General features: G+C 70.1%; 20 protein-coding genes and 1 riboswitch. Of the genes, 15 read left to right on the forward strand and 5 right to left on the reverse strand.

What is annotated here, in order from left to right; all coding sequences use genetic code 11:
• Positions 1 to 218: 218 nt before the first annotated feature.
• Positions 219 to 416: a hypothetical protein gene (locus MHW47_RS16870; protein ID WP_239224129.1), complete on the reverse strand. Its 198-nt coding sequence runs from the start codon at positions 414 to 416 to the stop codon at positions 219 to 221.
• Between the two features lie 155 nt (positions 417 to 571).
• Here MHW47_RS16870 and MHW47_RS16875 point away from each other — a divergent pair, with 155 nt between their 5' ends.
• Entirely contained in the window at positions 572 to 1546 is a 975-nt protein-coding gene (locus MHW47_RS16875) for a carbohydrate kinase family protein (protein WP_239224130.1), read from the forward strand.
• Between the two features lie 35 nt (positions 1547 to 1581).
• Here MHW47_RS16875 and MHW47_RS16880 read toward each other — a convergent pair whose 3' ends face one another.
• The gene (locus MHW47_RS16880; protein WP_239224132.1) at positions 1582 to 2973 is read right to left on the reverse strand and encodes a cysteine desulfurase/sulfurtransferase TusA family protein; all 1392 of its coding nucleotides are present in this window, start codon (positions 2971 to 2973) and stop codon (positions 1582 to 1584) included.
• A 268-nt stretch (positions 2974 to 3241) separates the two neighbouring features.
• Here MHW47_RS16880 and coxB point away from each other — a divergent pair, with 268 nt between their 5' ends.
• The 4 genes from coxB (at position 3242) to MHW47_RS16900 (ending at position 7714) form a co-directional block, all read left to right on the forward strand.
• Positions 3242 to 4204, forward strand: a complete 963-nt coding sequence (coxB, locus tag MHW47_RS16885) for a cytochrome c oxidase subunit II (protein ID WP_111332509.1) — start codon at positions 3242 to 3244, stop codon at positions 4202 to 4204.
• Entirely contained in the window at positions 4201 to 5937 is a 1737-nt protein-coding gene (gene ctaD / locus MHW47_RS16890) for a cytochrome c oxidase subunit I (RefSeq protein ID WP_239224134.1), read from the forward strand. The genes coxB and ctaD overlap by 4 nt, the downstream gene beginning before the upstream one ends.
• On the forward strand, positions 5934 to 6332 hold the full coding sequence (locus MHW47_RS16895; protein ID WP_239224136.1) for a cytochrome c oxidase subunit 4: 399 nt from the start codon (positions 5934 to 5936) through the stop codon (positions 6330 to 6332). The genes ctaD and MHW47_RS16895 overlap by 4 nt, the downstream gene beginning before the upstream one ends.
• 125 nt (positions 6333 to 6457) lie before the next feature.
• Complete coding sequence (locus MHW47_RS16900) at positions 6458 to 7714, forward strand: Ig-like domain-containing protein (protein WP_239224138.1); 1257 nt, start codon at positions 6458 to 6460, stop codon at positions 7712 to 7714.
• Positions 7715 to 7750: 36 nt separating this feature from the next.
• Here MHW47_RS16900 and MHW47_RS16905 read toward each other — a convergent pair whose 3' ends face one another.
• Positions 7751 to 8152: a hypothetical protein gene (locus MHW47_RS16905; protein WP_239224140.1), complete on the reverse strand. Its 402-nt coding sequence runs from the start codon at positions 8150 to 8152 to the stop codon at positions 7751 to 7753.
• Between the two features lie 210 nt (positions 8153 to 8362).
• On the opposite strand from MHW47_RS16905, the gene MHW47_RS16910 reads away from it, so the two are divergent.
• From MHW47_RS16910 to MHW47_RS16935, 6 genes are all read left to right on the forward strand, one after another.
• Complete coding sequence (locus MHW47_RS16910; protein ID WP_308381610.1) at positions 8363 to 8974, forward strand: heme-copper oxidase subunit III; 612 nt, start codon at positions 8363 to 8365, stop codon at positions 8972 to 8974.
• A 62-nt stretch (positions 8975 to 9036) separates the two neighbouring features.
• Positions 9037 to 9846, forward strand: a complete 810-nt coding sequence (locus MHW47_RS16915) for a c-type cytochrome (protein WP_239224141.1) — start codon at positions 9037 to 9039, stop codon at positions 9844 to 9846.
• Positions 9843 to 10901, forward strand: coding sequence for a ubiquinol-cytochrome c reductase iron-sulfur subunit (locus MHW47_RS16920; RefSeq protein ID WP_239224143.1), 1059 nt, complete (start codon positions 9843 to 9845; stop codon positions 10899 to 10901). The genes MHW47_RS16915 and MHW47_RS16920 overlap by 4 nt, the downstream gene beginning before the upstream one ends.
• Positions 10898 to 12544: a cytochrome bc complex cytochrome b subunit gene (locus MHW47_RS16925; RefSeq protein WP_239224145.1), complete on the forward strand. Its 1647-nt coding sequence runs from the start codon at positions 10898 to 10900 to the stop codon at positions 12542 to 12544. Before MHW47_RS16920 ends, MHW47_RS16925 begins: the two co-directional genes overlap by 4 nt.
• A 122-nt stretch (positions 12545 to 12666) precedes the next feature.
• Positions 12667 to 13731, forward strand: coding sequence for an anthranilate phosphoribosyltransferase (trpD, locus tag MHW47_RS16930; RefSeq protein WP_239224147.1), 1065 nt, complete (start codon positions 12667 to 12669; stop codon positions 13729 to 13731).
• An 82-nt stretch (positions 13732 to 13813) separates the two neighbouring features.
• Positions 13814 to 13931, forward strand: a riboswitch (SAM riboswitch).
• A 173-nt stretch (positions 13932 to 14104) separates the two neighbouring features.
• Positions 14105 to 15484: an aminotransferase class V-fold PLP-dependent enzyme gene (locus MHW47_RS16935; RefSeq protein ID WP_239224157.1), complete on the forward strand. Its 1380-nt coding sequence runs from the start codon at positions 14105 to 14107 to the stop codon at positions 15482 to 15484.
• A gap of 27 nt (positions 15485 to 15511) precedes the next feature.
• On the opposite strand, the gene MHW47_RS16940 is transcribed toward MHW47_RS16935, so the two are convergent.
• Both MHW47_RS16940 and MHW47_RS16945 read right to left on the reverse strand, forming a co-directional pair.
• Positions 15512 to 15793, reverse strand: a complete 282-nt coding sequence (locus MHW47_RS16940) for an Lrp/AsnC family transcriptional regulator (RefSeq protein WP_239224149.1) — start codon at positions 15791 to 15793, stop codon at positions 15512 to 15514.
• Complete coding sequence (locus MHW47_RS16945; RefSeq protein WP_239224151.1) at positions 15790 to 16536, reverse strand: rhomboid family intramembrane serine protease; 747 nt, start codon at positions 16534 to 16536, stop codon at positions 15790 to 15792. Before MHW47_RS16945 ends, MHW47_RS16940 begins: the two co-directional genes overlap by 4 nt.
• Before the next feature lie 160 nt (positions 16537 to 16696).
• On the opposite strand from MHW47_RS16945, the gene MHW47_RS16950 reads away from it, so the two are divergent.
• The 4 genes from MHW47_RS16950 to MHW47_RS16965 all read left to right on the forward strand — a co-directional run.
• Entirely contained in the window at positions 16697 to 16939 is a 243-nt protein-coding gene (locus MHW47_RS16950) for a hypothetical protein (protein WP_018104398.1), read from the forward strand.
• Positions 16940 to 16976: 37 nt separating this feature from the next.
• A complete protein-coding gene (locus MHW47_RS16955) occupies positions 16977 to 18338 on the forward strand; it encodes an NYN domain-containing protein (protein ID WP_239224159.1) in 1362 nt (453 codons plus the stop codon).
• 287 nt (positions 18339 to 18625) lie between these two features.
• The gene (locus MHW47_RS16960; RefSeq protein WP_239224153.1) at positions 18626 to 19651 is read left to right on the forward strand and encodes a C40 family peptidase; all 1026 of its coding nucleotides are present in this window, start codon (positions 18626 to 18628) and stop codon (positions 19649 to 19651) included.
• A gap of 237 nt (positions 19652 to 19888) precedes the next feature.
• The coding region (locus tag MHW47_RS16965) for a coiled-coil domain-containing protein (protein WP_374230102.1) at positions 19889 to 20351 on the forward strand (463 nt) is incomplete at its 3' end.

Consider the following 20351-nt stretch of genomic DNA (forward strand, 5'->3'; position numbering starts at 1 on the left):
CCAGTACGCGCCGCCGCCGCCGGCCAGCAGGACGGCGCCCGCCACCGAGGCCGCGACCAGCGGGGAACGCCGCCGGGTGGTGGTCACGTCGTTGTCGGGTCGCTCGGTGCTCACCGGATCGCTCCTTCGCCTGCATCGCCGTCGTGTGCCGGGCCGGCACACGGTCCGCCGGCGGGGGCGGACACGGCTGGGACGGAGCAGCGGGGCGCGCGGTTCCCTCAGTTCCCGTACTCGGCCGTCGCGTCGATCATCCGGGCGGAGGCGGGCGGCACGGTCACCCCGTTGATCAGAGCGGGCGCGACGCGGGTAGGAGTGGTCCTGACGGGGGCAGCCCAGTGCGGAGCCATCCGTGCGCAGTCTCCGCGCAGCTCGGCCAGACCCGTCTCGGACTCGCGCGGGGCGATGTGGTTCGACATGACGGCACCGTAAGCACCTCGATGCCTGGGAAGAAAGCCCTACTATCGGGTAGTTTTTCCGCTTCGCGGCCACGGACGAGCGGGTAGCGTGAGGTGTCACTCCACCCGAGGGACGCGGACACCCGTTCCCCCCGACCCCCGCAGGAGCAGTCTCCGTGCGTATCGCAGTCACCGGCTCCATCGCCACCGACCACCTCATGACCTTCCCCGGCCGCTTCGCCGACCAGCTGGTCGCGGACCAGCTGCACACGGTCTCCCTCTCCTTCCTGGTCGACAATCTGGACGTACGCCGGGGAGGGGTCGCCGCCAACATCGCCTTCGGCATGGGCCTGCTCGGCACCCGGCCGATCCTGGTCGGCGCGGCCGGCTCCGACTTCGAGGAGTACCGCGCCTGGCTCGACCGGCACGGCGTGGACACCGGCTCGGTGCGGATCTCCGAGGTCCTGCACACCGCCCGCTTCGTCTGCACCACCGACGCCGACCACAACCAGATCGGCTCCTTCTACACCGGCGCCATGAGCGAGGCCCGGCTCATCGAGCTGAAGGCCGTCGCCGACCGGGTGGGCGGCCTCGACCTCGTCTCCATCGGCGCCGACGACCCCGAGGGGATGCTCCGGCACACCGAGGAGTGCCGCACCCGCGGCATCCCGTTCGCCGCCGACTTCTCGCAGCAGATCGCCCGCATGGAGGGCGACGAGATCCGCATCCTCCTCGAAGGCGCCACGTACCTCTTCTCCAACGAGTACGAGAAGGGGCTCATCGAGTCCAAGACCGGCTGGACCGACGAGGAGATCCTGGGCAAGGTCGGCCACCGGGTGACCACGCTCGGCGCGCGGGGCGTGCGCATCGAGCGGGTCGGCGAGGAGCCCATCGAGGTCGGCTGCCCCGAGGAGAAGGTCAAGGCCGACCCCACCGGCGTCGGCGACGCCTTCCGGGCCGGTTTCCTCTCCGGCCTCGCCTGGGGCGTCGGCCTGGAGCGGGCCGCCCAGGTCGGCTGCATGCTCGCCACGCTCGTCATCGAGACGGTCGGCACCCAGGAGTACACCCTGCACCGCGACCACTTCATGGACCGCTTCACCAAGGCGTACGGCTACGAGGCCGCCGCCGAGGTCCGTACGCACCTGGCCTGACGCCCCGGCCCGGCGCACCGGGCCCGCGGCGCCCCTCAGGAGAGCCGGCGGACCACATGGGCCGCGCCCCGGTCCGCCGGCTCCTCGCCCACGTACTCCTGCTCCCGCATCGCGCACCAGGCGGGGATGTCGAGCCGGGCCGCCTCGTCGTCGGAGAGCACGGTCACCGTGCCGCCCACGGGCACCCCTCCGATCACCTTTGCGAGTTCGATCACCGGGACGGGGCACCGCTTGCCGCGTGTGTCGAGCACCAGCGAACCGGCCGGCCCGGGGGCCGGGGCGGGGGAGGGGGCCGCCGCGGGCGCCGCCAGCCTCTCGCGCACCCCGGCGACCAGGCCCGGCAGCACGTCCAGGAAGCGGTCGACGTCCTCCTCCGTGGTGCCCGTCGGCAGCGAGATCCGCACGTTGCCCTCCGACAGCACCCCCATCGCCTTGAGCACATGGCTCGGCGTCAGCGTGCTGCTGGTGCAGGACGAACCGGACGAGACGGAGAACCCGGCCCGGTCCAGCTCGTGGAGCAGCGTCTCCCCGTCGACATAGAGACAGGAGAAGGTGAGCAGATGCGGCAGCCGCCGCACCGGGTCGCCGACCACCTCCACATCGGGCACCAGTTCGGGCACCCGCGTCCGCAACCGGTCCACCAGCGCCCGCAGCCGCACCGACTCGGCCGCCGCCTCCGCCCGCACCGCCCGCAGGGAAGCGGCCGCCGCGACGATCGCCGGCAGGTTCTCGAAGCCCGGCGCCCGCCCCGACTCCCGCTCGTCGGACGGCCCCTGGGGCGCGAACCGGACACCCTTGCGCACCGCGAGCAGCCCGACCCCGGCAGGACCGCCCCACTTGTGCGCGCTGCCCGCCAGCAGCGACCAGCCCTCCGGCACCGGCCCCCAGGCCAGCGACTGGGCCGCGTCCACCAGCAGCGGCACCCCCGCCGAGCGGCAGAGCGCGGCCACCTCGGCCACCGGCTGCTCGGTGCCGACCTCGTGGCTGGCCGACTGCAGACAGGCCAGCGCCGTGTCCTCGCGCAGCGCCTGCCCGTACGTCTCCGGGTCCACCGCGCCGTTCCGCTCCACCGGTACCCGGCCGACCGTGCCGCCCCGCTCCTCGTGGTCCGCCGCGGAGTGCAGCACCGACGAGTGTTCGACCGCCGACACCACCAGATGGCGGCCGACACGCCGACGTCCCGCGAGCGCCCCGGAAATTCCGGCGTGCACCGCGCGGGTGCCCGAAGGAGTGAACGTCAGCTCGTCGGGGCGGCAGCCCACCCCCTCCGCCGCCGCCTCCCGTGCGGCGTCCAGCAGCAGCCGGGCCCGCCGCCCCTCGCGGTACAGCCGGGCCGGATCGGCCCAGCCCTCGTCCAGCGCGGCAAGCAGGGCCTGGCGGGCGACGGGATGCAGGGGAGCGGCGGACGCCATGTCGAAGTAGGGCATCCGGCCACGCTAGCCCGCCCCCGGCCGAGCGCGGCCGGGGGCGGGGGCGGAGGCGGGAGAGAAGGCGTCAGATGGCGGTCGGAGGCGCGAATTCCACCCCTTCGGGGAGTCGGGCGGCGCGTTGGGCACCCTCCCCGCGCGACCCCAAATGGCGTCCAGTAGGGTTTGGTCCGCATAAACATCCAAACCCCTGCCCGTACAGGGCCGGCGACCGACCAGCGACACGGCCGCGCCGACCGTGCGGGCGAGACTCTCGGGAAGGCGCTACGTGAGTCCCAACGGCTCCGACCGCTCGTCGCGGCGCCCGATGCGGCGGAAGCTGCCGCAGGTGCTGACTGCGGGCCTGATCCTGGCGACCGCCACCGGTTGCACGTACAAGGACTTCCCCCGCCTTGGTATGCCTACGCCGGTAACGGAAGAGGCCCCACGGATTCTTTCCCTCTGGCAGGGCTCGTGGGCGGCAGCGCTCGCCACGGGCGTGCTGGTCTGGGGTCTGATCCTGTGGAGCGTCATCTTCCACCGGCGCAGCCGCACCAAGGTGGAGGTACCTCCGCAGACCCGGTACAACATGCCCATCGAGGCGCTGTACACCGTGGTCCCCCTGATCATCGTCTCGGTGTTGTTCTACTTCACCGCACGGGACGAGACGAAGCTCCTCTCGCTCTCCGACAAGCCGGCCCACACCATCAACGTGGTCGGCTACCAGTGGAGCTGGGCCTTCAACTACATCGAGGACGTGGACGGCTCCGCCACCACGGGCAACGAGATCCCCAAGGAGCTCGACGCCATTCCGGACAGGTTCCAGAAGGCCTTCCCCAAGGGTGCCGACGGCGTGTACGACGCCGGTATCCCGGGAGACCGGAACCCCCAGACGGGCAACCCCGGCCCGACCCTGTGGCTGCCCAAGGGGGAGAAGGTCCGTTTCATCCTGACTTCGCGTGACGTCATCCACTCCTTCTGGGTGGTGCCGTTCCTCATGAAGCAGGACGTCATTCCGGGCCACACCAACGCCTTCGAGGTGACCGCCACCCAGGAGGGCACCTTCCTGGGCAAGTGCGCCGAGCTCTGCGGCGTCGACCACTCCCGGATGCTCTTCAACGTCAAGGTCGTCTCCCCGGAGCGCTACCAGGCGCACCTCAAGGAGCTGGCGGAGAAGGGTCAGACGGGCTACGTGCCGGCCGGCATCGAGCAGACTGACCCGGCCAGGAATGCGGAGACGAACAAACTGTGAGCATCCTCAACGAACCTCAGGGTGCCGCGCCAGCAGACGACTCGTACGAGGACGAACTGCCGGTCCGGCGCAAGCAGCCGGGAAACGTCGTCATCAAGTGGCTGACCACCACTGACCACAAGACGATCGGCACGATGTACCTGGTCACCTCGTTCGCGTTCTTCTGCATCGGCGGTCTGATGGCGCTCTTCATGCGCGCCGAGCTGGCCCGTCCGGGCACGCAGATCATGTCGAACGAGCAGTTCAACCAGGCGTTCACGATGCACGGCACGATCATGCTGCTGATGTTCGCGACGCCGCTGTTCGCCGGGTTCGCGAACTGGATCATGCCGCTGCAGATCGGCGCGCCCGACGTGGCGTTCCCGCGGCTGAACATGTTCGCGTACTGGCTGTACCTCTTCGGCTCGATCATCGCGGTGGCCGGCTTCCTCACCCCCCAGGGTGCGGCCGACTTCGGGTGGTTCGCCTACTCCCCGCTCTCGGACGCCGTCCGTTCGCCGGGTGTCGGCGCCGACATGTGGATCATGGGTCTGGCCTTCTCCGGCTTCGGCACGATCCTCGGCTCGGTCAACTTCATCACCACGATCATCTGCATGCGCGCGCCCGGCATGACGATGTTCCGCATGCCGATCTTCACCTGGAACGTCCTGCTGACCGGTGTGCTGGTCCTGCTGGCCTTCCCGGTCCTGGCGGCCGCGCTGTTCGCCCTGGAGGCGGACCGCAAGTTCGGTGCCCATATCTTCGACGCGTCCAACGGCGGCGCGTTGCTCTGGCAACACCTCTTCTGGTTCTTCGGCCATCCAGAGGTGTACATCATCGCGTTGCCATTCTTCGGAATCATTTCCGAAGTGATTCCGGTATTCAGCCGCAAGCCGATGTTCGGTTACATCGGTCTGGTGGCCGCGACGATTTCCATCGCCGGCCTCTCGGTGACCGTGTGGGCCCACCACATGTACGTCACCGGCGGTGTACTCCTGCCGTTCTTCTCCTTCATGACGTTCCTCATCGCGGTACCCACCGGGGTGAAGTTCTTCAACTGGATCGGCACGATGTGGAAGGGCTCGTTGTCCTTCGAGACACCGATGCTCTGGGCGATCGGCTTCCTGATCACCTTCACCTTCGGTGGTCTGACCGGCGTCATCCTGGCCTCGCCGCCGATGGACTTCCACGTCTCCGACTCGTACTTCGTGGTGGCGCACTTCCACTACGTCGTCTTCGGCACCGTGGTGTTCGCGATGTTCTCCGGCTTCCACTTCTGGTGGCCGAAGTTCACCGGCAAGATGCTGGACGAGCGGCTCGGGAAGATCACCTTCTGGACGCTGTTCGTGGGCTTCCACGGCACGTTCCTGGTGCAGCACTGGCTGGGCGCGGAGGGCATGCCGCGGCGTTACGCGGACTACCTCGCCGCGGACGGCTTCACCGCCCTGAACACCATCTCGACGATCTCGTCGTTCCTGCTCGGCCTGTCGATCCTGCCGTTCTTCTACAACGTCTGGAAGACCGCGAAGTACGGCAAGAAGATCGAGGTCGACGACCCGTGGGGCTACGGCCGTTCGCTCGAGTGGGCGACCTCCTGCCCGCCGCCGCGGCACAACTTCCTCACGCTGCCCCGTATCCGCTCGGAATCCCCGGCGTTCGACCTGCACCACCCGGAGATCACCGCGCTGGAGCAGCTCGACCACGCCGACGAGGCCGACAAGGCCCTCGCCGGCGGCAAGGAGGCGGGCAAGTGAAGATCCAGGGCAAGATGTTCCTCGGCCTCTCGGTGTTCATGCTGGTCATGGCCATCACGTACGGGGTCTGGTCGAAGGAGCCGGTCGGTACCACCGCCCTGTTCCTCGCGTTCGGCCTGAGCATCATGGTCGGCTTCTACCTGGCCTTCACGGCCCGGCGGGTCGACGCCATGGCGCAGGACAACAAGGAAGCCGACGTGGCGGACGAGGCCGGCGAGGTGGGGTTCTTCTCCCCGCACAGCTGGCAGCCGCTCGCGCTGGCGATCGGCGGCGCGTTCGCCTTCATGAGCGTCGCCTTCGGCTGGTGGCTGATGTACTTCTCGATGCCGGTCATCCTGATCGGCCTCTTCGGCTGGGTCTTCGAGTACTACCACGGTGAGAACCGCACCCAGTGAGGCCGCAGCGCCGCTAGCACACCGCTCCACCTGACGGGGGGCCGACACTTCCACCGCGAAGTGCCGGCCCCCCGTTTGCAGTCGCCCCGCGCGCTGAAACGGACGAATGTTCTTAGCGTGAGTTCATGAACCACACGCCGCGCATCCGTCCCGTAGTGAGCTGCACTCTGCTGGCCGCGACTCTGGTCGCCGGGGCGGCAGCCTGCGGGGATTCCGATGGTCACCCCCTCTCGGCGCAGCCCTTCGACGCGGCCGACGAGATCACGTTCAACACGCCGGACGGCGGCAAGAAGGTCGACCCCGACAAACCGCTGGAGATCCGGGTCGACGCCGACGACGGACGGATCACCGACGTCACGGCCGTGGACGCCGCAGGACGCCATCTGGCGGGCGAACTCGACGCCGAGGGACTCCGCTGGCACTCGACGGCCCCGCTGGCCGCAGGCACCCGTTACACCGTCAAAGTCCGTATGGAGGACGACGACGGGGCCCCCGGCACCCGCACCATGTCGTTCGACACGGCGCGCGCCACCAAGTTCCTGAAGGTCGCCTTCGGCCCCGAGGCGGGCACCTACGGCGTCGGGCAGCCGCTGACGGCCACGCTCAGCGCCCCGGTCACCGACAACGCCTCCCGTGCCACCGTCGAGCGGGGCCTCAAGGTGCGCTCCACGCCCGCGGTCACCGGGTCCTGGTACTGGGTCGACGACAAGACGCTGCACTACCGGCCCAAGGAGTACTGGCCGACCAAGGCCAGCATCGAGGTCAGCAGCGACCTCACCGGCATCAAGGTGACCAACGCGCTCTACGGGGCGCCCGCGAAGCCGCTGAAGATCACCACCGGCGACCGCATCGAAGCCGTCACCGACGCCGCCGAGCACGTCATGACGGTGCTCCGCAACGGGGAAGTGATCAACACCATTCCAGTCACCACGGGCAAACCGGGCTTCGACACGCGCAACGGCGTCAAGGTTGTACTGGAGAAGGAGTACCTCGTACGTATGAGCGGGGAGTCCATCGGCATCGCGGCCGGCTCACCGGAGTCGTACGACCTCGACGTCTACTACGCCACACGGGTGACCTGGAGCGGCGAGTACGTGCACGCGGCCCCCTGGTCCACCGGATCGCAGGGATACGCCAACGTCAGCCACGGCTGCACGGGCATGAGCACCGGCGAGGCCGAGTGGTTCTACAACACCGTGCGCCGGGGCGACATCGTCAGCGTCGTCGGCAGCGACGGCGAGACCATGACGCCCTTCGACAACGGCTACGGCGACTGGAACCTGTCCTGGGCCAAGTGGCAGCAGGGCAGCGCCCTGCACAACGACACCACGGCGCCGAAGGTCGACAAGGTGGCGGCGGCGCGGCTGCGCCCCCGCGTCTGACGACCGGGGGTGCGCCGCACCGTACGCAGGAGGGGCTCAGGCCCCCACGGAGAGCCGGGAACGCAGCAGGGAGGCCAGGGAGTCGGCGAGCTCGACCGGCTCCACCGGCAGCGTCACAGCGGCGTCCGCGCGGCTCCAGGTGGCCAGCCAGGCGTCCTGCGGGCGCCCGATGAGGACCAGGACCGGCGGGCAGCGGAAGATCTCGTCCTTGATCTGCCGGCAGACGCCCATCCCGCCCGCCGGGGCGGTCTCGCCGTCCAGCACGCAGACGTCCACGCCCCCGCGGTCCAGGGCCTCCAGGACGGCCGGCAGGGTCGCGCACTCCAGGAACTGCACCTGCGGCACGTCCGCGGCGGGCCTGCGTCCTGCCGCCAGCCTCACCTGCTCACGGGTGTGCGCGTTGTCGCTGTAGACCAGGACCGTGGCGGTCGGCTGCATGGTTCCTCCGTGACATCCGTGTCTTCGGGGCACTCGGGGTGCCCGCGGTACGGGCGCCCTCCGATGCGCGGATCGTACTCCGACCGACAGCCTGTCAGCACCGGTTCGGACCGGGCTTCCCTGGGCCGTTCGGGCAGGACACACACCCCTGACACACCGAACGGCACCCCCCGGAGTGAGGGCGGGATAAGCGACCGACATAATGTCGGCGTGGCGACAGCAACGACAGTAGATACCGGGCACGCGCACCCGTCGGTCAATCGACCGAACCTCACCAGCGTCGGAACCATCATCTGGTTGAGCTCCGAGCTGATGTTCTTCGCGGCCCTCTTCGCGATGTACTTCACCCTGCGATCGGTGACCGGACCAGAGCACTGGAAGGAAATGGCGTCCGCCCTGAACTTCCCGTTCTCGGCGACGAACACCACGATCCTGGTTCTCTCCTCACTCACCTGCCAGCTCGGCGTCTTCGCCGCGGAGCGGGGCGATGTGAAGAAGCTCCGTGCCTGGTTCGTGATCACTTTCGTGATGGGTTCGATCTTCATCGGAGGCCAGGTCTTCGAGTACACGGAGCTGGTGAAGAAGGACGGCCTCTCGCTGTCCTCCGACCCGTACGGCTCGGTGTTCTACCTGACCACCGGCTTCCACGGTCTGCATGTGACAGGCGGTCTCATCGCCTTCCTGCTCGTCCTGGGCAGGACCTACGCGGCCAGGAGGTTCACCCATGAACAGGCGACCGCTGCCATCGTCGTGTCCTATTACTGGCACTTCGTCGATGTCGTGTGGATCGGCCTCTTCGCCACGATCTACATGATCAAGTAACCGGGCCCGAGCCCGAACCACATCCAGCATCGACGCAGAAGATCCTGACACCGGGGTAATCCGTGAAAAAGCTCTCCGCACGACGACGCCATCCGTTGGCGGCGGTCGTCGTACTACTCCTCGCGCTGGCGGCCACCGGGGGGCTGTACGCCGCGTTTGCGCCCGCGAGCAAGGCACAGGCCGACGACACCGCCCAGTCCCTCGCCATCGAAGAGGGCAAGAAGCTGTACTCCGTCGGTTGCGCCAGCTGCCACGGGACCGGCGGTCAGGGCACCACCGACGGGCCCCAGCTTGTCGGCGTGGGCTCCGCCGCCGTGGACTTCCAGGTCGGCACCGGCCGTATGCCCGCGCAGCAGCCGGGCGCCCAGGTGCCGAAGAAGAAGGTCATCTACAGCCAGGCCGAGATCGACCAGCTCGCGGCCTACGTCGCGTCGCTCGGCGCCGGTCCGGTCGTCCCGAACAAGAGCCAGGTCGACCCGGCGGGTGCGGACATCGCCAAGGGTGGCGAGCTCTTCCGCACCAACTGTGCGCAGTGCCACAACTTCACCGGCCGGGGCGGCGCCCTGACGGACGGCAAGTACGCGCCGGACCTGGAGGGCGTGAGCCCGAAGCACCTCTACGAGGCCATGCTGACCGGCCCGCAGAACATGCCGTCCTTCCCCGACTCGACGATGCCCACCGAGCAGAAGCGGGACATCATCGCCTACGTCAAGACCGTCAACAGCTCCGACACGGCATCCCCCGGCGGTCTCAGCCTCGGTGGTCTGGGTCCGGTCAGCGAGGGCCTGTTCGGCTGGATCTTCGGCCTGGGTGGTCTGATCGCAATCGCCGTCTGGGTCGCGGCCCACACCGCTAAGGCCAAGAAGTCATGAGTAGCCAAGAGATTCCAGAAGAGAACCTGCCCGACGCGCAGGGCCACACCGCGCACGGCGTGGTGGACAAGGCGCACGACGACCCGTTCGCCGACCCGGGACTGCCGGCCCACCAGCCGCGCATCCAGGACATCGACGAGCGGGCCGCGAAGCGCTCCGAGCGCACCGTCGCGCTGATGTTCCTGTTGTCCATGCTGGCGACGGTGGCGTTCATCGCCTCCTACGTCATCTTCCCGGTCGACAAGATCGTCTACATCTTCCCGATCGGGCACGTGAGCGCGCTCAACTTCTCCCTGGGTCTTTCCCTGGGGCTGGCGCTCTTCCTGATCGGTGCCGGTGCCGTCCACTGGGCGCGCACCCTGATGTCCGACGTCGAGGTCGCCGACGACCGGCACCCGATCGAGGCCTCGCCCGAGGTCAAGGCGAAGGTCCTGTCCGACTTCGCCGACGGTGCCCGTGAGTCCGCGCTCGGCCGGCGCAAGCTGATCCGCAACACCATGTTCGGCGCGCTGGCCCTGGTGCCGCTCTCCGGTGTGGTGCTGCTGCGCGACCTCGGTCCGCTGCCGGAGGACAAGCTCCGCAAGACCCTGTGGGCCAAGGGCAAGCAGCTCGTCAACATGAACACCATGCAGCCGCTGCGTCCCGAGGACGTCGTGGTCGGTTCGCTCACCTTCGCCATGCCCGAGGGCCTGGAGGAGGACGCGCACGACTTCCAGACGCAGATCGCCAAGGCCGCCCTGATGATCGTCCGCATCGAGCCGGACGACATCAAGGACAAGCGCGAGCGCGAGTGGGCCCACGAGGGCATCGTGGCCTTCTCGAAGATCTGCACCCACGTCGGCTGCCCGATCAGCCTCTACGAGCAGCAGACGCACCACGTGCTCTGCCCGTGCCACCAGTCCACCTTCGACCTCTCCGACGGCGCCCGCGTCATCTTCGGTCCGGCCGGTCACGCCCTTCCGCAGCTGCGGATCGGCGTGAACAGCGAGGGCAACCTCGAAGCGCTCGGTGACTTCGAAGAGCCCGTCGGTCCTGCATTCTGGGAGCGCGGATGAGTACTGCGACGAACACACCCGACGCCCCGGCGTCGGGCAACCGCAAGGCGCCCGCCGGTGAGCGGGTGGCCGACTGGGCCGACGGCCGGCTGGGGATTTACTCCCTCGCCAAGGCCAACATGCGGAAGATCTTCCCGGACCACTGGTCCTTCATGCTCGGGGAGATCTGCCTCTACAGCTTCATCATCATCATCCTCACGGGTGTGTACCTGACGCTGTTCTTCGAGCCGAGCATGGCCGAGACCGTCTACCACGGCCCGTACGAGCCCATGCAGGGCATCCGGATGTCCGAGGCCTACGCCTCGACGCTGGACATCAGCTTCGACGTCCGCGGTGGTCTGCTCGTCCGGCAGATCCACCACTGGGCCGCGATCGTGTTCCTCGCGGGCATGTTCGTGCACATGTTCCGGGTGTTCTTCACCGGTGCGTACCGCAAGCCGCGCGAGATCAACTGGCTGTTCGGCTTCCTGCTGTTCGTCCTCGGCATGTTCACCGGCTTCACCGGTTACTCGCTGCCGGACGACCTGCTCTCGGGCACGGGTGTCCGCTTCACCCAGGGCGCGATCCTGGCGACGCCGATCGTCGGTACGTACATCTCGATGTTCCTGTTCGGCGGGGAGTTCCCCGGCCACGACATCATCTCGAGGTTCTACTCGATCCACATCCTGCTGCTGCCGGGCATCATGCTCGGGCTCGTGGTCGGCCACCTGATCCTGGTCTTCTACCACAAGCACACCCAGTTCGCGGGCCCCGGACGGACGAACAAGAACGTCGTCGGCATGCCGCTGCTGCCGGTGTACATGGCGAAGGCCGGCGGGTTCTTCTTCCTGGTCTTCGGCTTCATCGCCATCATGGCGGCGGTCGCCACGATCAACCCGATCTGGTCGATCGGCCCGTACCGCCCCGACCAGGTGTCCACGGGCGCCCAGCCGGACTGGTACATGGGCTTCGCCGAGGGCTTCGTCCGCGTCATGCCGGGCTGGGAGATCAACCTGTGGGGCCACACGCTGGTCCTGGGCGTCTTCATCCCGCTGGTGCTGTTCGGTCTGGTCCTGGGTGTCCTGGCGCTCTGGCCGTTCATCGAGTCCTGGATCACCGGTGACAAGCGCGAGCACCACATCCTGGACAAGCCGCGCAACGCTCCGACCCGGACGGCGCTCGGTGTCGCCTGGGTGACGGTCTACTTCGTCATGCTGGTCGGCGGCGGCAACGACATCTGGGCGACGCACTTCAGCCTCTCGCTGAACGCGATCAGCTGGTTCGTCCGCATCGCCTTCTTCGTCGGTCCGGTCGTGGCGTTCATCGCCACGCGGCGGATCTGCCTCGGCCTCCAGCGCCGCGACAAGGAGAAGGTGCTGCACGGCCGCGAGTCCGGGCTCATCAAGCGCCTGCCGCACGGTGAGTTCGTCGAGGTCCACGAGCCGCTGTCGCCGGAGATGCTGCACAAGCTCACCGCTCACGAGCAGTACAAGCCGCTCGAGATCGGCCCCACGGTCGACGAGAACGGTGTGCGGCGCAAGGTCTCCGCGCTCCAGAAGCTGCGGGCACGGCTCAGCCGGAGCATGTACGGCGAGAACAACCAGATCGCCAAGCCCACCGCCGAGGAGTACAAGGAGATCACCAGCGGCCACGGCCACCACTGATCACCCGTTCTGATCGCCACGGCGAGAGCCCCGTCCAGACCATGGACGGGGCTCTTTGCCGTCCCCGTCGCTCGATAGGGTGGACTCCGATTCCTATCGGCTGTGGACCCCAGGAGCGGACCATGAACGTTGTGACCCCGGACGGCGGCGACAGCGTGGCGGCCCGCACCTGGCCCGGCGTGCTGACGCCCCTGCTGCGCGGCGAGGACCTGAGCGCCGACGCCACCGCCTGGGCCATGAACCGCATCATGAGCGGCGAGGCCACCGACGCCCAGATCGCCGGCTTCGCGGTGGCCCTGCGGGCCAAGGGCGAGACGGTCACCGAGGTCACCGGCCTGGTCCGCGCGATGTACGAGCACGCCACGACCATCGAGGTGCCCGGCCGCACGGTGGACATCGTCGGCACCGGCGGCGACATGGCCAAGACCGTCAACATCTCCACCATGTCCGCGATCGTCATCGCGGGGACCGGCGCCAAGGTCGTCAAGCACGGCAGCCGGTCCGCCTCGTCGGCCAGCGGTTCGTCCGACGTCCTGGGCAAGCTCGGCGTCAACCTGGAGCTGAGCCCGCAGCGCGTCGTGGAGGTGGCCGAGGAGGCGGGCATCACCTTCTGCTTCGCGGTGAAGTTCCACCCCGCCCTGCGCCACGCGGCCAAGGCGCGCGCGGAGCTGGGCGCGCCGACCACGTTCAACATCCTGGGCCCGCTCACCAACCCGGCCCGGGTGCGCGCGCAGGCCATCGGGGTGGCCGACCTGCGGATGGCCCCCATCGTCGCCGGCGTCCTCGCCGAGCGCGGCAACTCCGCCCTGGTCTTCCGGGGCGACGACGGGCTGGACGAGCTGACCACCACGGCGACCTCGCGGGTGTGGGTGGCGCGGGACGGCGTGGTGCGCGAGGAGTCCTTCGACCCGCGCGACGTCGGCGTCGACCTGGTCCCGGTGGAGGCGCTGCGCGGCGCCGACGCCTCGTACAACGCCGATGTGGCCCGCCGGCTGCTGGCCGGGGAGACCGGGCCGGTACGGGACGCCGTGCTGCTCAACTCGGCGGCGGCGCTGGTCGCGCTGAACCCGGGCGAGGGCACGCTGACCGAGCAGATCCGGGCCGGGATGGCGAAGGCCGCCGAGTCCATCGACTCGGGCGCCGCCGAGCGCGCCCTGGAGCGATGGGTCGTCGCCAGCAACGCCTGAGCGGACCGGTGTGAGGCAGGGCGCAGTCCGGATCATGGACTGCGCCTTGCGCGTTTCCGTACGTATGGCAAGATGCTGCCCAGGTCATGAGTGACAGCGACTACGGCCCCGGCCCGCTGTCCGGCAACCCTCCGTCCGTGGCGGGGTGCCCCGGGTGAAGACCGGGCCGCAGGCAGCGAGGTCTGCGGCAAGCGCGGACCCCTCGACGTCGTGCGACGTCCACCCGTGGGGTCCTTGGTCCTCAGGGAGCCTCTTGTGAGCAAGCGAATGCGTTAGGGCTTCACGCCCTCCTCCGCACCCCTCTCATCTTCACTCCGTGCTGCCGCGTATCCGCGGGCACGCGGAATTCGCCTGCCTCTTACGGGAGTTCGCCATGTCCGTCTTCACCGCTGCCGCCGACCAGTCCGTTTGTGCCCCTCTGCCGGTTCTGGGCGAGGATGTCCTGGTGCCCCTCGTCACGGGCGCCGAGATCGGTTACGCCGCGCTGGACTACGCGGCGAGCGCCCCGGCGCTGAAGCGGGTGTGGGACGACGTGGCCGCGTACGCCCCGTACTACGGCAGCGTCCACCGCGGCGCCGGCTACCTCTCGCAGCTGTCCACGGACCTCTTCGAGGCCGGCCGGGCCACCGTGGCGGAGTTCCTGGGATGCCGCCCCGACGACCAGGTGGTGTTCACCCGGTCCACCACCGACTCGCTGAACCTGCTGGCCGGGGCGCTGCCCGCCGGCTGCCAGGTCTTCGTCTTCGAGACCGAGCACCACGCCTCGCTGCTGCCCTGGCGCGACGCCCGGGTGACCTACCTGAACGCCCCGCGCACCCCGGCGCAGGCCGTCGCCACGCTGGAGCGGGCCCTCGCCGACCGCGACCCGTACGGGCCGGCCCTGGTCTGCGTGACCGGCGCCTCCAACGTCACCGGTGAGCTGTGGCCCGTCCGGGAGCTGGCCGCCGCCGCGCACGCCCACGGCGCCCGCATCGTCCTGGACGCCGCCCAGCTCGCCCCGCACCACCCCGTGGACATCGCCGCGCTGGACGTGGACTGGGTCGCCTTCTCCGGGCACAAGCTGTACGCGCCGTTCGGCTCGGGCGTCCTGGCGGGCCGGGCCGACTGGCTCCGTGACGCCGAGCCGTACCTGGCCGGCGGCGGCGCCTCCCGTACGGTCGCCCGGCGTGCGGACGGCGGGGTGGACGTCGAGTGGCACACCACGGCAGCCCGCCACGAGGCCGGTTCGCCCAACGTCATCGGGGTGCACGCCCTGGCCTCCGCCTGCAAGGCCCTCACCGAGGCCGGCTTCGACCGGCTGGTCGCCCGCGAGCAGCAGCTCGTCGAGCGGGTGCTGACCGGGCTCGCCGGGGTGCCCGAGGTGAAGGTGCTCTCGCTGTTCGGCGACGACGCGCCGAGGGTCGGCGTGATCTCGTTCGTGGTGGCGGGCTGGAACAGCTCCCACTTCGCGGCCGCCCTGTCCGCCGAGTACGGCATCGGGGTGCGCGACGGCCTCTTCTGCGCCCATCCTCTGGTGCGCACCCTGCTCGGCGGCGACCCGGGCGAGGCCGGGGAGTGCGGCGCGCCCGAGGCCGCGCCGGAGAAAAGGTCGCTGAACGCGATCCGGGTCAGCTTCGGCGCCGGGACGCCGGACGAGCACGTCGAGCGGTTCCTGCGGGCGGTCCGGGAACTGGTGACCTCCGGGGCGCGCTGGAAGTACCGCACCGAGGACGGCCGTTGCGTGCCGGACCGGGACGCGGCCGGCCGGGGCTGACGGGGGACGGGCGGGCGCCGTACGCCGCTACGCGTCGAGGCCGATGGAGAACGCGGCCTCCAGGTCGTGCTGCGAGTAGGTGCGGAAGGCGACGTGCGTGTCGGTCGCCTCGACGCCGGGGATCTTGCTGATGCGGCCGGGGATGACCTCGGCGAGGTCGTCGTGCTTGGCCACCCGGACCATGGCGATCAGGTCGTAGGTCCCGGTGACCGAGAAGACCTCGCTGACGCTTTCCAGCGCGGCGATGGCCTCGGCGATCTCGGGAATCCGGTCCACGCTGGTCTTGATGAGCACGATCGCGGTGATCACGGCTGTGTTTCTCCCTCGGTGGCCGTGGCTGGAGCTTTCACTCTAGGGCCTCGCGCGTCGCGGCCGTAGCGTGCCCAGGCGTAGAGGAAGCCGGTGGCGAAGCCGACGACATGGGCGAGGTAGGCCACCCCCGGACCGCTGCCGGCGGCCCCGGCGGCCATCCACTGGAGCACGAACCAGAAGATCAGCACCACCCAGGCCGGGAAGCGCAGCGGCAGGAACAGCAGGAACGGGAACAGGCTGGTCACCCTGGCGCGGGGGAAGAGGTAGAGGAACGCCCCGAGCACCGCCGAGATCGCCCCCGAAGCGCCGACGAGCGTCTGGTCGGACGTGGCGTGCGCGACCGCGTAGCCGAGCAGCGCGACATAGCCGCAGCCGAGGTAGAACAGCGCGAACTCCAGGTGTCCCATGCGCTCCTCGGCCATCGCGCCGAACACGAACAGGAACAGCATGTTCCCCAGCAGGTGCAGCCAGCTGCCGTGGACGAACAGCGCGGTCAGCGGGGTGAGCAGGGCGCGCGCCGAACCCTCCCACAGCTCGGCCGGGATGACGCCCCACCGTTCGAAGTAGCCCGCCTGGGCGGCGAGCAGCGCGTCGGCCCCGCCGCGCACCGGGACGAAGCCGGAGAGCGGGCTGACCGCGAACAGCGCGCAGCACAGGGCGATGAGCCCGTGCGTCACCGGCGGCCCGCCCGTGGAGGCCGCGCGCAGCAGCCGGCCGGCCACACCCCGCGGATCGATCATGAAAAGAGCATGACGCAAACGGAGTGAACGGGACAGACCGCCTCGCCGTGCCGGGGAGAAGCCCTGAGGCCGTAGGGTGACGGGTGGACACCCGCAGTTCGACGGCGCACCGCGAGACCCTTGTCCGGCAGCTCACGGCTCGACGAAAGAGGACGCACCGATGACGACCGTTCCCCAGCCGACCGACACGACCCGCTGGCGCTGCACGCTCTGCGGAAACCTCACGCGGTTCGACGTGACGCGGTCCTCCAAGGTGGTCGAGTACGTCCATCTCGACCTGGCCGGTGAGTCGAGCGTCGAGGAACGCGAGGTGGTCAGTGAGACCATCGAGTCGGTCCGCTGTCGCTGGTGCAACGCGGTGGACCAGATCGAGCTCGTGGACAGGCCGGGCGCCGACTCCTGACGGGGCCGGGCGGAGACAACACATGGGGTGACGGATGGTGGAGCAGCCCGAGAGCGGCGCCGCGTCGGCCGAAGGGGCCGGCGACGCCGTGGAGGCGCTCGACCGCCCGCTGCCCGAAGGGGTGCGGCGCCGGGTCGTCGCGCTGGTCTCCGACGCGTTCGGCGGTCTGACGGTCACCGAACTGCCCGCCCAGCTCAGGCAGTACGCCCGTTTCACGGCGTCCCGGCGGGCCAAGTTCGCCGGGAACGCCATGGCGGCGGCCGTCGCGGCCGACGCGCAGTTCCGCCGGCGCATCGGCGACCGCCTCCGGGAGGCCCAGCCCGAGCTGGCGTCCGCCCTGGAGGCCGGGGCGCCGCCCGCCGCCGCCGATCCGGTGGACGTGGCGGCCGCGGCGTACCTGCTGCGGCCGGACGGCTGGGTGAAGCTCGTCGCGGCGGCCGGCGAGGAGGTCCAGCGGGCCGACGCCGAGCGGGCCGGCGAGGAGACCCGGCGGGAGCTGGAGCGGCTGCGTGAGGAACTGGCCGCGGCCAGGGCCCTGACGAAGAGCGAGACCGAACGGCTCCGCGCCGAACTGGACGCCGCCCGCAAGGAGGCGGACTCCGTCCAGCGCAGGCTGCGCAGCGCGGTCAACGAGGTCAGGCGCGCCGAGGCGGCGCTGCGGCGCGCCCACGCCGAGACCGACACCGTACGCGCCGAGGCGGCGGCCCAGGTGTCAGCCGCCGAGAGCGAGACCCGGCGGCTGCGGGCGAGGCTGGGGGAGGCGGAGGCGTCGGTCGAGGCGAGCCGCCGCGCCGCCCGCGAGGGGCGTTCGGTCGAGGACATGCGGCTGCGGCTGTTGCTGGACACGGTGCTGGAGGCGGCCGGCGGGCTGCGGCGGGAACTGGCGCTGCCGCCCTCCACGATGCGGCCGGCCGACGGGGTGGACGCGGTGGAGCCGGGCCGGATGTCGCCCAAGGACATCGCCGCCAGGGCCCTTTCGGAGACCGATCCGGCGCTGCTCGACCAACTCCTGGCGCTGCCGCAGGCCCATCTCATCGTGGACGGCTACAACGTCACCAAGACGGGTTATCCGCAGATGCCGCTGGAGAAGCAGCGGCTGCGGCTGCTCGGCGGTCTGTCGTCGCTGGCGGCGCGCACGGGGGCCGAGATGACCTGTGTGTTCGACGGGGCGGAGCTGGCCGCTCCGGTGCTGCTGGCGCCGCCGCGCGGGGTGCGGGTGCTGTTCAGCAAGCCGGGGGTCACGGCGGACGAGCTGATCCGTCAACTGGCGCGCGCGGAGCCGCCGGGGCGGCCCGTGGTGGTGGTCTCCACCGACCGCGAGGTGGCCGACGGGGTGGCGAAGGCGGGGGCCAGGCCCGTCGCGTCCGCCTTGCTCCTGAAGCGGCTTTCGCGGGTTTAGCGCTTCTTGCAGCGCCTTGACCCGATTTCACGGAACGGACCGTCAAGTCACCGCTACGCGTGGTGGGGTATGGGCAAAGAAGTGCCGCGCGTGACGAGATTTTACGCGTGAGGATTTGAACTGATCACAAGATGGTCACTATGGTCAGGCCTCGAACCTTCGCGCGGTCGATCACCCATCCGGGGTGGCGGCGAAGGAACCGCCGAGTCCGTCACGTGCACGGAGCCGGGGATGCGTCTCCCCCCACTGGCCCGGTAGGCGGCTCGAGGAAGAAGGAGCTCGCCTCCGTGGCGTCCCACCGTCGTCCCAAGCAGCCGAGCCGCACTCGTGTGACCGTGCTCACCGCGACCGCAGCCGCGGCCGTCGCCCTGTCCTCCCAGGCCGCCCACGCCGACCCCAAGCCGACCAAGAGCGAGGTCAAGGAGAAGGTCGACGAGCTCTACCACCAGGCGGGAGCGGCCACCGAGCAGTACAACGGGGCCAAGGAGAAGCAGAAGAAGCTCGAGAAGCAGATCGGCGCGATCCAGGACAAGGTGGCCCGCGGCCAGGAGGAGCTCAACCAGCTCCGCTCCGGCCTCGGTTCCCTCGCCGCCGCGCAGTACCGCTCCGGAGGCATCGACCCCTCCGTGCAGCTCTTCCTCTCCGCCGACCCGGACAGCTTCCTCGAGCAGGCGTCCGCGCTCGACCAGCTGACGGCCAAGCAGGCCGAGGCCCTCACCAAGGTCCAGGAGAAGCAGCGGGCCCTCGCGCAGCAGCGCAAGGAGGCCCAGGACAAGCTGGGCGACCTCGCCTCCGTCCGCAAGACGCTGGGCGAGAAGAAGAAGAAGCAGCAGGCGAAGCTCGCCGAGGCGCGCCGCCTCCTCAACACCCTCACCGCGGCCGAGCAGGCGAAGATCCGCCAGGACGAGGCCCGCGCCAGCCGCGCCTCGAACACCCGCGTCGAACTCGGCAACGAGGCCCCCGCCTCCGGCCTCGGCGCCGCCGCCCTCAACGCCGCCGCCACCCGCATCGGCAAGCCGTACGTCCCGGCCGCCACCGGCCCCAACTCCTTCGACTGCTCGGGCCTGACGATGTGGGCCTACGCCCAGGCCGGCGCCAACATCACCCGGACGACGTACACCCAGATCAACCAGGGCACCCGGATCGGGGTCAGCCAGCTCAAGCCCGGCGACCTGGTCTTCTTCAACAACAACGAGCACGTCGGCCTCTACGCCGGCAACGGCCAGGTGCTGCACGCCCCGTACCCCGGCGCGTACGTCCGCTACGAGTCGATGGGCACCATCGGCAGCATCTACGGCGCCGTGCGCATCTGAACCGCGCCCGAACGGGCGAATTCCCGCGCCCCGTACTGACGCCCGCCCCGCCGGAGACCACAGGTCACCGGCGGGGCGTCACTGTGTGTGGACCCCGGCGGCGCGGCGCGTCTTTGTCCGCTGTGTGATCACGCGGTTACTGTCTGGCTGCTGTGCGGCTCCCGTACGTCGGTCCGCCCGTCCGGGCGGCAGGGGCCGCGCGCGTCTGCGTACACGCGGAAGGGGGCGCGGCATCCTGTGGGAGCCCATCGCCGTTCCAGGAAGACCGGAGGCGGCCGCGGTGCACGGGCCACCGTGCTGACGGCGGCCGCCGCGACCGCGGCCGCGACGCTCGGCACCGCCGCCGCCCACGCGGAGCCGCAGGACACCCCGCGGTCCGTGGGCGCCCGCGTCGACCGCCTCCACACCGAGGCCGAACGGGCCACCGAGCGGTACAACCGGGCCGGCGAGGAGGTGGCCCGGCTGCGCGGCGAGGTGAACCGGGCCCAGGACCGCGCCGCCCGCACGCAGGAACGCATCAACCGCATGCGCGACGCACTGGGCTCCGCCGCCCGCGCGGAGTACCGCTCCGGCGGCATCGACCCCTCGCTCGCCCTGCTGCTCACCTCCGACCCGGACAGCTATCTCGACCGGGCCGCCGCCGTCACCCTGGCCGGCACCCACCGCGCCGCCGCCCTCGCCGAACTGCGCGGCGCCCAGC

It is taken from the genome of Streptomyces sp. OfavH-34-F, assembly GCF_022347745.1.
Classification (GTDB): domain Bacteria; phylum Actinomycetota; class Actinomycetes; order Streptomycetales; family Streptomycetaceae; genus Streptomyces.

What these genes read in the sequence shown, in the direction of transcription:
- MHW47_RS16870 (WP_239224129.1), bottom strand. Translation starts at nt 416, where the DNA reads ATGTCGAACCACATCGCCCCGCGCGAGTCCGAGACGGGTCTGGCCGAG.
- MHW47_RS16880 (WP_239224132.1), bottom strand. Translation starts at nt 2,973, where the DNA reads ATGCCCTACTTCGACATGGCGTCCGCCGCTCCCCTGCATCCCGTCGCC.
- MHW47_RS16900 (WP_239224138.1), top strand. Translation starts at nt 6,458, where the DNA reads ATGAACCACACGCCGCGCATCCGTCCCGTAGTGAGCTGCACTCTGCTG.
- MHW47_RS16905 (WP_239224140.1), bottom strand. Translation starts at nt 8,152, where the DNA reads ATGCAGCCGACCGCCACGGTCCTGGTCTACAGCGACAACGCGCACACC.
- MHW47_RS16920 (WP_239224143.1), top strand. Translation starts at nt 9,843, where the DNA reads ATGAGTAGCCAAGAGATTCCAGAAGAGAACCTGCCCGACGCGCAGGGC.
- MHW47_RS16925 (WP_239224145.1), top strand. Translation starts at nt 10,898, where the DNA reads ATGAGTACTGCGACGAACACACCCGACGCCCCGGCGTCGGGCAACCGC.
- trpD (WP_239224147.1), top strand. Translation starts at nt 12,667, where the DNA reads ATGAACGTTGTGACCCCGGACGGCGGCGACAGCGTGGCGGCCCGCACC.
- MHW47_RS16935 (WP_239224157.1), top strand. Translation starts at nt 14,105, where the DNA reads ATGTCCGTCTTCACCGCTGCCGCCGACCAGTCCGTTTGTGCCCCTCTG.
- MHW47_RS16945 (WP_239224151.1), bottom strand. Translation starts at nt 16,536, where the DNA reads ATGATCGATCCGCGGGGTGTGGCCGGCCGGCTGCTGCGCGCGGCCTCC.
- MHW47_RS16950 (WP_018104398.1), top strand. Translation starts at nt 16,697, where the DNA reads ATGACGACCGTTCCCCAGCCGACCGACACGACCCGCTGGCGCTGCACG.